The sequence below is a fragment of the Streptomyces sp. NPDC046909 genome (assembly GCF_040644695.1).
Lineage (GTDB): Bacteria > Actinomycetota > Actinomycetes > Streptomycetales > Streptomycetaceae > Streptomyces.
Genome location: NZ_JBEYXC010000004.1, coordinates 651380 through 664118 on the forward strand (window position 1 = coordinate 651380; position 12739 = coordinate 664118).

Annotated in this window: 10 protein-coding genes; 9 read left to right on the forward strand and 1 reads right to left on the reverse strand. The window is 71.1% G+C overall.

What is annotated here, in order from left to right; genetic code table 11:
* Positions 1 to 32: 32 nt before the first annotated feature.
* Both ABZ928_RS15975 and ABZ928_RS15980 read left to right on the forward strand, forming a co-directional pair.
* On the forward strand, positions 33 to 1076 hold the full coding sequence (locus ABZ928_RS15975; protein WP_361518591.1) for a 3-isopropylmalate dehydrogenase: 1044 nt from the start codon (positions 33 to 35) through the stop codon (positions 1074 to 1076).
* Between the two features lie 255 nt (positions 1077 to 1331).
* A complete protein-coding gene (locus ABZ928_RS15980) occupies positions 1332 to 2420 on the forward strand; it encodes a branched-chain amino acid aminotransferase (RefSeq protein ID WP_361518593.1) in 1089 nt (362 codons plus the stop codon).
* 22 nt (positions 2421 to 2442) lie between these two features.
* Here the strand turns inward: ABZ928_RS15980 and ABZ928_RS15985 are convergent, their stop codons facing one another.
* A complete protein-coding gene (locus ABZ928_RS15985; RefSeq protein ID WP_361518595.1) occupies positions 2443 to 3885 on the reverse strand; it encodes a cytosine permease in 1443 nt (480 codons plus the stop codon).
* 122 nt (positions 3886 to 4007) lie between these two features.
* On the opposite strand from ABZ928_RS15985, the gene ureA reads away from it, so the two are divergent.
* The 7 genes from ureA to ABZ928_RS16020 all read left to right on the forward strand — a co-directional run bounded on the left by ureA (position 4008) and on the right by ABZ928_RS16020 (position 12547).
* Entirely contained in the window at positions 4008 to 4703 is a 696-nt protein-coding gene (gene ureA, locus ABZ928_RS15990) for an urease subunit gamma (RefSeq protein WP_361518597.1), read from the forward strand.
* The gene (locus tag ABZ928_RS15995; RefSeq protein ID WP_361518598.1) at positions 4700 to 6412 is read left to right on the forward strand and encodes an urease subunit alpha; all 1713 of its coding nucleotides are present in this window, start codon (positions 4700 to 4702) and stop codon (positions 6410 to 6412) included. The genes ureA and ABZ928_RS15995 overlap by 4 nt, the downstream gene beginning before the upstream one ends.
* Positions 6413 to 6420: 8 nt before the next feature.
* Positions 6421 to 7440, forward strand: a complete 1020-nt coding sequence (locus tag ABZ928_RS16000) for an agmatine deiminase family protein (RefSeq protein ID WP_361518599.1) — start codon at positions 6421 to 6423, stop codon at positions 7438 to 7440.
* 9 nt (positions 7441 to 7449) lie between these two features.
* Positions 7450 to 8049: a TetR/AcrR family transcriptional regulator gene (locus ABZ928_RS16005; protein WP_361518601.1), complete on the forward strand. Its 600-nt coding sequence runs from the start codon at positions 7450 to 7452 to the stop codon at positions 8047 to 8049.
* A gap of 123 nt (positions 8050 to 8172) precedes the next feature.
* Positions 8173 to 9231, forward strand: coding sequence for a protein TolB (locus tag ABZ928_RS16010; protein WP_361518602.1), 1059 nt, complete (start codon positions 8173 to 8175; stop codon positions 9229 to 9231).
* Positions 9231 to 11291: a hypothetical protein gene (locus tag ABZ928_RS16015; protein WP_361518603.1), complete on the forward strand. Its 2061-nt coding sequence runs from the start codon at positions 9231 to 9233 to the stop codon at positions 11289 to 11291. The genes ABZ928_RS16010 and ABZ928_RS16015 overlap by 1 nt, the downstream gene beginning before the upstream one ends.
* Positions 11292 to 11350: 59 nt before the next feature.
* Entirely contained in the window at positions 11351 to 12547 is a 1197-nt protein-coding gene (locus ABZ928_RS16020) for a hypothetical protein (protein WP_361518604.1), read from the forward strand.
* Positions 12548 to 12739 lie beyond the last annotated feature (192 nt).

Genomic DNA, 12739 nt, shown 5'->3' on the forward strand with positions numbered 1-12739 from the left:
TCATTCCATGGGACGCGGAGTAGGGTGCCCCCATGTCTCGCAGCATCAATCTCGCAGTGATTCCGGGTGACGGCATCGGCCAGGAGGTCGTGGCCGAAGGCCTGAAGGTCCTCTCCGCCGTCCTTCCGCAGGATGTGAAGCTGGAGACCAAGGAGTACGACTTCGGCGCCAAGCGCTACCACGCCACCGGTGAGACCCTCACCGACGCCGACGTCGACGCGCTGAAGCAGCACGACGCGATCCTGCTCGGCGCCATCGGTGACCCGTCGGTCCCGTCCGGTGTCCTGGAGCGCGGCTTCCTGCTCAAGCTCCGCTTCCTCTTCGACCACCACGTCAACCTGCGGCCGTCGAAGCTGCTCCCGGGTGTCGCCACCCCGCTCGCCGGTGAGCCCGAGATCGACTTCGTCGTCGTCCGCGAGGGCACCGAGGGCCCGTACACCGGCAACGGCGGCACCATCAGGAAGGGCACCCCGCACGAGGTCGCCACCGAGGTCTCCGTGAACACGGCCTTCGGTGTCGAGCGGGTCGTCCGGGACGCCTTCGCCCGTGCCCAGGCCCGCCCCCGCAAGAAGCTCACGCTGGTCCACAAGAACAACGTGCTCTCCTTCGCCGGCCACCTGTGGACGAACGTCTTCAACAAGGTGGCCGAGGAGTTCCCCGAGGTCACCACCGACTACATCCACGTCGACGCGGCGACGATCTACCTGGTCACCGACCCGGGCCGGTTCGACGTGATCGTCACCGACAACCTCTTCGGCGACATCATCACCGACCTCGCCGCGGCCGTCTCCGGCGGCATCGGCGTGGCCGCGTCCGGCAACATCAACCCGTCCGGCGAGTTCCCGTCGATGTTCGAGCCCGTCCACGGCTCGGCCCCCGACATCGCGGGCCAGGGCAAGGCCGACCCCACCGCCACGGTCCTGTCCGTCGCGCTGCTCCTGCGTCACCTCGGCTACGAGGCCGAGGCCGCCCGGATCGACGAGGCCGTCTCGGTCGACCTCGCCGAGCGCACCGGCAAGCCGGCCCGCAGCACGTCGGAGATCGGCGACGCGCTGGCCGTACGAGTAGCCGGCTGACCCGCGGCGCTCACCGAACCACCAGAAGCCGCCGGGTCGCATCCGCACCCGGCGGCTTTCCTTATGTCCCCGCCGGGTGCCACCATCATCCACTGGGTCGCATTCACGCCGTTTTCGTCCTCAGCGCCCCGCGAGCGATAATCGAACGCGGAGCCGCAGACTGAGGGAATGCTCGGACGTCCTAGCACTGGCCACTGACAGTAAAGGGCGTGAGCGCGGCCCGTCACTCAACAAACCGGTGAAGGACAACCACTCATGACGACGCCCACCATCGAGCTCAAGCCCTCAGCCTCGCCACTTTCCGACGCCGAGCGCGCCGCGATCCTGGCGAACCCCGGTTTCGGCCGCCACTTCACCGACCACATGGTCGTCATCAAGTGGACCGAGGGCCGCGGCTGGCACGACGGCCAGCTCGTGCCGTACGCCCCGCTCCAGCTCGACCCCGCGACGATGGTCCTGCACTACGCGCAGGAGATCTTCGAGGGTCTCAAGGCGTACCGCCAGCCCGACGGGACCGTCGCCACCTTCCGCCCCGAGAAGAACGCCGAGCGCTTCCAGCGTTCCGCGCACCGCCTCGGCATGCCCGAGCTGCCGGTCGAGACGTTCATCGAGGCCTGTGACGCGCTCGTCCAGCAGGACCAGGCCTGGGTCCCGGCGCACGGCGGCGAGGAGTCCCTCTACCTCCGCCCGTTCATGATCGCCACCGAGGTCGGCCTGGGCGTGAAGCCCGCCAACGAGTACCTCTTCCTCGTCATCGCCTCGCCGGCCGGCGCCTACTTCCCGGGCGGCGTCAAGCCGGTCTCCATCTGGCTCTCCGAGGACCGCGTCCGCGCCGTCCCCGGCGGCATGGGCGACGCCAAGACGGGCGGCAACTACGCGGCCTCCCTCCTCGCCCAGGCCGAGGCGGCCGCCAAGGGCTGCGACCAGGTCTGCTACCTCGACGCGGTCGAGCACCAGTGGATCGAGGAACTCGGCGGCATGAACCTCTACTTCGTGTACGAGGACAAGATCGTCACCCCGGCCCTCACCGGCTCCATCCTGGAAGGCGTCACCCGCGACTCCCTCCTGACCGTCGCCCGCGACCTCGGGTACGCCTCCGAGGAGGGCCGCGTCTCCATCGAGCAGTGGCAGCGCGACGCCGAGAGCGGCGCCCTCAAGGAGGTCTTCGCCTGCGGCACCGCCGCCGTCATCACCCCGGTCGGCACGGTCAAGCGCGCCACCGCCGAGTGGCAGCAGTCTGGCGGCGAGCCCGGCGAGGTCACCCTGAAGCTGCGCCAGGCGCTCCTGGACATCCAGCGGGGGACGGCGGAGGACAAGCACGGCTGGATGCACAAGCTGGGCTAGTGCCTGATTCGCCGGACCGGCCCTAGTGGTCGCCCGGCACCGTCACCGTCAGGGCCGCAGCGGACTCCCCGTCCGCGGCGGCCCTTTCGCGTGCCGGGGCCAGCACCAGATACACAAGACCCCCGACCAGCCCCGACAGCAGGAAACTGCAGTCCACCCCGCCGGTCAGCGACAGCAACGGCCCCTCGTACGACGGCAGCGACACCGCCAGCAGACCCGTCGCCGCACCCGCCGCCCAGGCCACCGTCGCAGGGATGTTCCAGCCGCCCCGGAACCAGTAGATCCCGCCGCGCGCACGGCGGTTGAAGACCTGGAGGGCGTCGGCGTCGTACACGCCACGACAGCGGGCGAAGCCGATGAGGGTGATGACCGCCCAGGGTGTGCCGATGGCCGTGAGCAGGAGCACGAAGGACGTCATCGCGTCCTGCGCGGACGAGGCGTAGTGGCCGACGAAGACGCAGGCCGTCGCCACGACCGCCACCGTGTACGTGGCGCGCGCCCGGGACGCCCGGGGGAGTATCGCGTCCAGGTCGAGACCCATCGAGTACAGCATCAGCCCCGCGTTGCCGACCGACCCCGCGGACGCGGCCAGCAGCAGCGGCACCAGGTACCAGCCGGGCGCCGCCGTCACCAGCGGGCCCGCGTAGTCCAGCGCCGCGCCCGCCGCGTACGCCGTGAACGTGCCGAAGAGCTGCGGGACCAGCAGCCCCAGCAGCAGACCGAGCCAAGTGGCGTGCAGGACACGGGGGTCGGAGTGGCGGGACGGGGAGATGTAGCGGGTGTAGTCGCCGAGCAGGGTGATGAAGGCGATCGGCCCGGACAGCCCCGCGGCCACCGCCGCCAGCAGCCACGTCGGCCAGAAGCCGCCCAGCAGATAGCCGCCCGCCTCCGGCAGCGCGTCGGTGGTGAAGCCGGGGCCGTAGGCGAACAGGCCGAGCACCAGCAGCGCGGTCATGCCGATCGCCAGGACGCGCGACATCGCGAGCAGCACCCGGTAGCCGTACACCGCCCCCGCCACCGTCGCCGCCGCGAGCAGCCCGTAGATCACGCCGTACGACCATCCGTCCGCGGGCAGGTCCACCAGCCGCCCCAGCACGCCCACCATCACATCGCCGCCGATCCAGACGGTCAGCGCGGTGTAGCCGAGGGCGAGGAGCAGGCCGACGACGGAGCCGACCAGCCGGCCGCGGACGCCGAACTGGGCGCCGGAGGAGGTGGAGAGATTGGTCGCGGTGCGCAGCGAGATCAGGGCGAGCGGGGCTGTCAGCAGGGTGCCGATGACCGTTCCGGCCACGATCGAGCTCACCGACGACCACCAGTCCAGACCGAACGACGGCGGCAGCCAGCCGAAGACGATGACGCCAAGGCAGAGGTTCGAACCGAGCAGGATCGAGACGAGGTCGCGTGGCCCGCTGGTGCGTTCCTCGTCGGGGATGGTGTCGACTCCGCGCTGTTCCATCGGCATGGCAGGACTCCTCCGAGCGGCAGTTAGAACGACACTCAATGTGAGCTGCTCGTTGGCGGACGTCAAGGGTTCCACTCATGGTTACTCTCATTTAGAGTGATGCTCTAAACGAAGGAGGCGAGATGCGGCTGACCCCCACCGAACGCGACCGGCTGCTGCTCTTCGGAGCCGCCGAGCTGGCCCGCGCCCGGCGCGCCCGGGGCCTGCGGCTCAACGTGCCGGAGGCCACCGCGCTGATCGCGGACACCGTGTGCGAGGCCGCCCGGGACGGGGCGCGGCTCGCGGAGGCCGTCGAGCGGGCCCGTGCCGTGCTCGGGCCGGACGATGTGCTGCCCGGGGTCGCCGATGTCGTCACCGAGGTGCATGTCGAGGCCGTCTTCGACGACGGGTCACGGCTCGCGGTGGTGAGCGACCCGATCGGCGGGGGACTGGGCGACCAGGCGCCCGGCGCGCTGCTGCCGGGCCCCGAGCACACCGAGCCCGAGGCGGTCGTACGGCTGGAGGTCACCAACACCGCGACCGTCCCCGTCTCCGTCACCTCCCACTTCCACTTCTTCGAGGCCAACCCGCGCCTCGACTTCGACCGGGGAGCCGCCTACGGCATGCGGCTCGCCGTACCCGCCGGATCCTCGGTGCGCTTCGGGCCGGGGGCGCGCGGTGAGGTCGGCCTTGTGCCGATCGGGGGCGAGCGGGTCGCGATCGGGTTCGCGGGACTCGTGGACGGACCGCTGGACGCGCCGGGGGCGAAGGCGGAGGCCCTGCTGAGGGCAGCCGCCTGTGGATATCTGGGGGCACTCACCGAGGAGGTCGACCGATGAGCCGTCCCGGAGGACACCCCGCCGAGGCCCGCCGCCTCAGCCCGTACGAGTACGCCGCCACCCACGGCCCCCGCGCCGGCGACCGCGTCCGCCTCGGCGACTCCGGTCTGACCATCCGCGTCGAGGCCGACTCCCAGCGGTACGGCGACGAATTCCTCGCCGGTTTCGGCAAGACCGCCCGCGACGGGCTCCACCTCAAGGCCGCCGCCGTGCGCGAGACCTGTGACGTGGTGATCAGCAACGTCGTCGTGATCGACGCCGTGCTCGGGATCCGCAAGGTCTCCATCGGCATCCGTGAAGGCCGTATCTGCTCCATCGGGCGTGCCGGGAACCCCGACACCCTCGACGGCGTCGACGTCGTGGTCGGCACCGGCACGTCCATCGTGTCCGGCGAGGGGCTCATCGCCACCGCCGGGGCCGTCGACACGCACGTCCATCTGCTGTCGCCGCGGATCATGGAGGCCTCGCTGGCGTCCGGGGTGACCACGATCATCGGGCAGGAGTTCGGGCCGGTGTGGGGCGTCGGGGTCAACTCGCCCTGGGCGCTGCGGCACGCCTTCAACGCCTTCGACGCCTGGCCGGTCAACATCGGCTTCCTGGGGCGGGGTTCGTCCTCCCATGAAGCGCCCCTCATCGAGGCCCTCGCGGAAGGCGGCGCCTCCGGCTTCAAGGTGCACGAGGACATGGGCGCCCACACCCGGGCGCTGGACACGGCCCTCCGCGTCGCCGAGGAACACGACGTCCAAGTCGCCCTCCACAGCGACGGGTTGAACGAGTGCCTCTCCGTCGAGGACACGTTGAAGGTGCTGGAAGGCCGCACCATCCACGCCTTCCACATCGAGGGCTGCGGCGGCGGACACGTCCCCAACGTCCTGAAGATGGCCGGCGTCCCGAACGTCATCGGCTCCTCCACCAACCCCACCCTCCCCTTCGGCCGGGACGCGGTCGCCGAGCACTACGGCATGATCGTCTCCGTCCACGACCTGAAGACCGACCTGCCCGGCGACGCCGCCATGGCCCGCGACCGCATCCGAGCCGGGACCATGGGCGCCGAGGACGTCCTGCACGACCTGGGCGCGATCGGCATCACCTCCTCCGACGCGCAGGGCATGGGGCGCGCGGGTGAGACGGTCCGCCGTACCTTCGCCATGGCCGGGAAGATGAAGGCCGAGTTCGGCGCCCCGGACGACGACCACGACAACGAGCGCGTCCTGCGCTACATGGCCAAGCTGACGATCAACCCGGCCATCGCCCACGGACTTTCGCACGAGGTCGGCTCGATCGAGGTCGGCAAGCTCGCCGACATCGTGCTGTGGCGGCCCGAGTACTTCGGCGCCAAGCCCCAACTGGTCCTGAAGTCCGGCTTCCCGGCGTACGGCGTGGTCGGCGACCCCAACGCGGCGACCGACACCTGCGAACCCCTCGTACTGGGACCGCAGTTCGGGTCGTACGGCACCACGCCCGCCGACATCTCGGTCGCCTTCGTCGCGCAGGCCGCGCTCGACCAGGGCAACGACACCATGCCGACGCGCAGAAGAAGGGTGGCCGTGCGCAACACCCGCGGTATCGGACCGGCCGATCTGCGCCTCAACTCCCGTACCGGAGCGGTGGATGTCGACCAGCGCACGGGACTGGTGACGTTGGACGGCGAGCCCCTGCACTCGGAACCGGCCGACTCGGTCTCTCTCAACCGCCTCTACTTCCTCTAGGAACCGCCATGCCTTTCCGTATGCCCCCCGAGTGGGCCCCGCACGAGCGCACCTGGATGGCCTGGCCCGGGCCCAACGCGACCTTCACCGACGCCGAGGAGCTGGCGGAGGCCCGTACCGCCTGGGCGTCCGTGGCCCGTGCCGTCCGCCGCTTCGAGCCGGTCACGATGGTCCACGGCCCGGGTCAGGGCGACTCCGCGCGCGAACTGCTCGGCCCGGACGTCGAGTTGGTCGAGCGGGAGCTGGACGACGCGTGGATGCGGGACATCGGTCCGACGTTCGTGACGGACGGCCGAGGACAACTCGCCGCCGTGGACTGGACGTTCAACGGCTGGGGCGCCCAGGACTGGGCGAGCTGGGAGCACGACTCGAAGATCGCCGGGCAGGTCGCCGACCTCGCCGGCGTGCCGGTGCTGAGCAGCACCCTCGTCAACGAGGGCGGCGCGATCCACGTCGACGGCGAGGGCACGGTCCTGCTCACCGAGACGGTCCAGCTCGGCGCGGGCCGCAACCCCGGCTGGACGCGCGAGCGGGTCGAGGCGGAGATCCACGCCAAGCTCGGCACCACAAAGGCGATCTGGCTCCCGCACGGCCTCACCGGCGACTACGGCACGTACGGCACGCAGGGCCACGTCGACATCGTCGCCGCCTTCGCCCGCCCCGGCACCGTGGTCGTCCACAGTCAGCGCGACCCCGCCCACCCCGACCACGCCCGCTCCCAGGAGTACCTGGAGATCCTGCGCGGCGAGACGGACGCGAAGGGCCGCCGCCTGGAGGTCGTCGAGATCCCGGCCCCGACCGTCCTGAAGGACGAGGACGGCGACTGGGTCGACTACTCCTACATCAACCACTACCTCTGCAACGGCGGAGTGGTCCTCTGCGCCTTCGACGACCCGCACGACGAACTCGCCGCCGGCGTCTTCCGCCGTCTGTTCCCCGAGCGGACGGTCACCCTGGTCGACGCCCGTACGATCTTCGCGGGCGGTGGTGGCATCCACTGCATCACCCAGCAGCAGCCGAGGATCTAGGAGCCGCAGATGGCCGGTGGGCGCAAGCAGGCCCCGCCGCGCGAGGACGTCCTCGTCGCCGCCATGGAGATGATCGCCGAACGCGGTCTGGAGAAGCTCACCATGGCGGCCCTCGGCCGCGAGGTCGGCATGAGCAGCGGCCACCTCCTCTACTACTTCCACTCCAAGGACGAGCTGCTGCTCCAGACCCTGGAGTGGAGCGAGGGCCGCCTCGGCGCCGAGCGCGGCCGGCTGCTGGCGCGCACCGGCACGGCCCGCGAACGGCTGGATGCGTACGTCGACCTGTACGTCCCCGATGGCCACCGCGACCCCCACTGGACCCTCTGGCTGGAGGTCTGGAACCGCTCGCAGAACGCCGACGAGGCGGCCCGCGAACGCCAGGCCGCCATCGAGGGCGTCTGGCACCGCGACCTGGTGGCCCTGCTGGCGGAGGGGGTGTCGAGGGGCGAGTTCCGCCGCGTCGACCCGGACCGCTTCGCCGCCCGGCTGCGGGCGCTCCTCGACGGCTTCTCGATCCATGTGGCGATCGGACTCCGGGGCACGGACCGTACGCAAGTTCTCGGCCATGTACGGGAGTTCCTGTACGACAGCCTCCTCGCGGACGCGTGACCCCTGGCCCGGGTTGTACGCAATAAGGCCGATTGACCCTGTGGCCGATGGTGCGTTTGCCTCGAAGGGAGCCCTCGGCGCAAGGGCTGGGGGCAAGCGTCAACGGGGACCACAGGGGGGAACATGTCCAGAGCCGTACATGTGTCCAGAGCCGCGTTAGCCGCGTCATCGGGCGCCGTGCTGCTGCTGGCGCTCACCGGAACGACCGCCGGTGCCGCGCCGCCCGCTCCACGCGTCGAACGGATCAGTGTCGCCGCCTACGGCACCGAGACCGACGGTGCCTCCTCCGCCGCCGTGACCACCCCGAACGGCCGCTTCATCGCGTTCCGTTCCTCGGCGACCAACCTCGTACCCGAGGGCATCACCCACCCGGGCACCTACTCCTACGTCCGCGACCTGCGCACGGGCCAGGTCACGAAGATGGAGAACGCCCTCAGCACACCCCGGCTGAGCGCCGACGGCCGCTGGGCCACGTACATCGACTGGGGCACCCGCAAGATCAACGTCTTCCTGACCGACCTCACCACCGGCACGCGCACCCGGATCGGCGGCGACAGTCAGGACACCGGGTCCGCCCCGGACATCAGCGCCGACGGCCGGTACATCGTCTACACCTGGTCCGGGCACCCGCAGTACCCGAACCGCATCGACCTCTACGACCGGGTCACCGGCGCCCGGGAGACCGTCAGCGCGGGCCCGCAGGACGACGAGACCCGCGACATGGACAACGCGTCGATCAGCGGCGACGGCCGCTTCGTCGCCTACCAGGACGAGGGCAGCGGAGACGTCTGGGTCACCGACCGCACGACCGGGACACGGACCGAGGCCGACGACGGCACCTCCTCGACCGTCGTCCAGCTGAGCGTCAACGGCCGTGTCCTGGCGATGGATTCGGCGGACGGCTCGTACGTACGGGACCTGCGCACCGGCCGCGTCCAGCACTTCCCCGGCGTGAGGATCCGGGCGGTCAGCCCCGACGGGAGCAGGCTCCTGCTCCAGGACGCCGACGCGAACCTGTGGCTGCGCGCGGGGTCGCGCCAGATCCCCGTCGGCCACGGCACCGCCGCCGACGGCTCGGTCTCCGGCGGCGGCCGCTCGGTCGTCTGGTCCACGGAGGACGCGGATGTCGTCCCCGGCGACACCAACGGCGTGTACGACGTCTTCCGGTGGAGGTCACACTGATGCCCAGGATCGCAAAGACCGTACTGGGCGCGGCAGTTGTCCTCGCGCTCGGCTGGACCTCGGTCGCTCCGGTCGCTCCGCTCGCTCCCGCGGCCCAGGCGGCGCCCGGTCACCGTCCCTCGCCCACCGAGCGGGTGAGCACGGCCTCCGACGGCACCCAGGCCGACGGCTCGTCGTCCGAGGCCGCGATCAGCGCCGACGGCCGGACCGTGGCGTTCGTCTCCACCGCGCCGGGCTTCGGCTGCGCGTACCTCTTCCCGTGCGTGCGCGTGAAAAACGTTGTCACCGGTGAACTGACCGCGATCGACCTCGGCCCCGGATACGTCTACGCCTCACCGACGCTCAGCGCGGACGGCCGCCACGTCGGCTTCTCCGCGGGCACCCGCTTCAAGGCGCCCTACGTCTACGACCGCACCACCGGCCGCGCGGAGCGCCTGTGGCCCGAAAACCCGCCCGGCACCAACGAGTTGGGCGGCATGCAGGCGATCAGCGCGGACGGCACGCACGTCGCGTACACCATCGGCAACCGCAACGGCCCCCAGGGCACACGGCTGTTGTACGTCCGCGACAGGGCCACCGGCACCGACGAGCTCATCTCCCCGGCGGAGGAGGGCCCCAAGCGCGGGGCATCGCTGAGCGACGACGGGCGGCGGGTCGCCTACCAGGTCCCGGGCGCCACCGAGGACGACGCCAACGACGTCTTCGTCAAGGACCGGACCACCGGTGAGCGCATCCAGGTCGACGCGGGCCTGGGCCAGGGCTCCCTGGTCCGTATGACCGGGGACGGCCGCCGGGTGCTCTTCGAGGCCGAGGGCTGGCTGTACTCCTACGACCTCGGCGCGCGCGAGGCACGGCGAGTGACCGAGGGGACCGTCCACGCGGCCACCGCGGACGGCCGGTACGCCGTCGTCTCGGCCGGGGACGGCAGGCGGGTGCGCGACCTGCGCACGGGGCTGCGCGGAGCCGACCTGCCGGACGACGCCCAGATCATGCCGGACGCGCTGGCCGCCAAGGGCCGTGCGGTGGCGTTCAGTTCGGACGCGTCCCACCTCGTACCGGGGGACACCAACCGGGAGTCGGACGTCTTCGTCTTCTCGGGCGGGCTCCGGCGGAACCCCGCCCCGATGCCGTCGGTCACCGAGCGGGTCGGAGCGGCGGGGGCCGCGGCCGGGGACGCGGCGTCGTACGACCCGGTGATGGGGGAGAACAAGGTCGTCTCCTTCACCTCGGACGGCAACGTGTACGTCAACACGCCCAGCGGTGTCTCCCAGGTCAACTCCGCCACGCAGAAACCCTCGTCAGAGGGCACCCCCTGCTCCAGCGGCCGCATGGTCGGCTACGTGGCACCGTCCGACACCGACGGCGCCCCGGAGATCTCCATCCGCAACCGCTCGGTCGGCAAGCTGACCGGCCTGAGCTCCTACCAGGGCGTGCGGTTCACCTGGATGGGACAGCCCCAGGTCGACCCCAGCTGCCAGTGGATCACCTACGCCGCCACCCTGCCCGGCCCGGACTCGGCGCCCCGGGTCTACCGCTTCAGGTTCAACGGCGGCACCACGGACCTGGTCAGCGCCGACACCGCCGAGGCCGCGGGCCATCCGTCCATCAGCTACGACGGCCGGTACATCGCCTTCGAGCAGGGCGACGACGTCTTCGTCCGCGACCTGGACACCGGCGCCCTGGAGCGGATCGGCGACGCGTCGGCGCCCTCGCTGAGCGCCGACGGCCGCAAGATCGCCGTACAGCAGGGCCGGCACCTCCTCGTCCGGGACCTCGACACCGGGGCGACCACCCGGGTCGAGGGCACGCAGCCCGCGCTCTCCGGGGACGGCACGCGGGTGGCGTACACCGCCGGGCGTTCCGTGTATCTGCTCGAACCGGCCACCGGCTCCCGGCAGTTGATCAGCGTCGACCGCTGGGGCGGCCGCAACGACCTCCCGGCCGGGCGGCCCTCCGTCAACGCCGACGGCACCGTCGTCGCGTTCGAGTCGGCGTCACCCGATCTGGTGGAGGGAGACACCAACGGGGTGTCGGACGTCTTCCTGCGGACAGTGCAATGACAGGCAGCAACTGAGCAACTGACCAATGCCCAGCAGCAATCAACCACGGGGGAACAACCATGCACAGCCGAAAAGTCCTGGCAGCCATCGCCGTCGCCGTCGCCGTCGCCGCCTCGGTGGCGCTCACCGTCCCCACGGCGAGCGCCGCCCCCAGGGGCCCGCACACCGTGCCGGTCAGCGTCACGCCGGAAGGCAAAGCGGCCGCCGGAGCCTCGTACGACGCCGTCATCAGCCGCAATGGCCGTTACGTCGGCTTCGACTCGACGGCCGAGGACCTCGACCCGAATGTGCCGCACGGCGGCATGTACATCCGTGACCTGCGCACCGGGAAGCTCCGCTTCTCGGGCTTCGGCGGCATCGTGGCGGTCCTGAATGACGGACGCTACGTCTACTACCAGAACGACGTCGTGCTCCACGACCCACGCACCGGGAAGGAGGAGAAGTTCGGCATCGAGATCCCTGCGGGCTTCGAGGGGCCGATCGGCGAGGTCTCCGTCAGTGCGGACACGCGCTACGCCGTCTACACGCTCCAGGAGACCGGCGAGGGCCGTGTCGTCTTCCTGCGCGACCGGATCGCGGGCACCACGCAGCGGATCAGCCAGCCGAAGCCGACCTGGGAGCCCCGCAACGCCTCCCGGCCCACGGTCAGCGACGACGGGCGACGGGTCGTCTACCAGTACAACTACGCCAACGGCCCGCGCGGCGACGACTGGGGCGACGTCTGGATGTACGACCGCGGCACGGGCGCGCGCACCCAGATCGACCGTTCCTACGACGGCTCGCAGACCACGCGGGAGTCGACGGACCCGTCCATCAGCGGCGACGGCCGCACGGTCGTCTTCGAGTCCGCCGACACCCACCTGGTGCCCGACGACACCGACGCCAGCTGGAACGTGTTCGTGCACACCATCGCCACCGGCGCCAACCAGCGGGTCCAGGGTCCGGGCGACGCCCCCGCCCACGTCTACACCCGGGCCCCCGCCGTCAGCGCGAACGGCCGGTACGTCACCTTCACGGGCCGGGTCGACGGGCTGCCCGGCGGCACCCGCAACCCGGTCTACCTCCGGGACCTGAAGAAGGGCACGACCACCCTGGTCACCCCCGACCCCGCCGGTGACCCGGCCTCGGCCCAGGTCGAACCGGGCGGTATCGCGGACGGCGCCCGGCGGATCACGTTCGTCTCGTGGGACGGGACACTGATCCCGGCCGGGGACACCAACGACGAACGGGACGTCTTCGTCCGCTACCTGCGATGACCACCGCTCTGCTCGCATCCTGAGACGGACGGTGAGCGCGGGGGCGACTTGTGCCAGACTGCCCCCGTGCTCTCGTTCGCCATGATTATTGGCAGCAGGCGCGCCGGTCCGCAGTGACCGCCACGTACGACCAGGTACGGGCGGACACCGTCGTCCTCGACCCGCGCGCAGACCTCTCGCACCCGCGAGAGG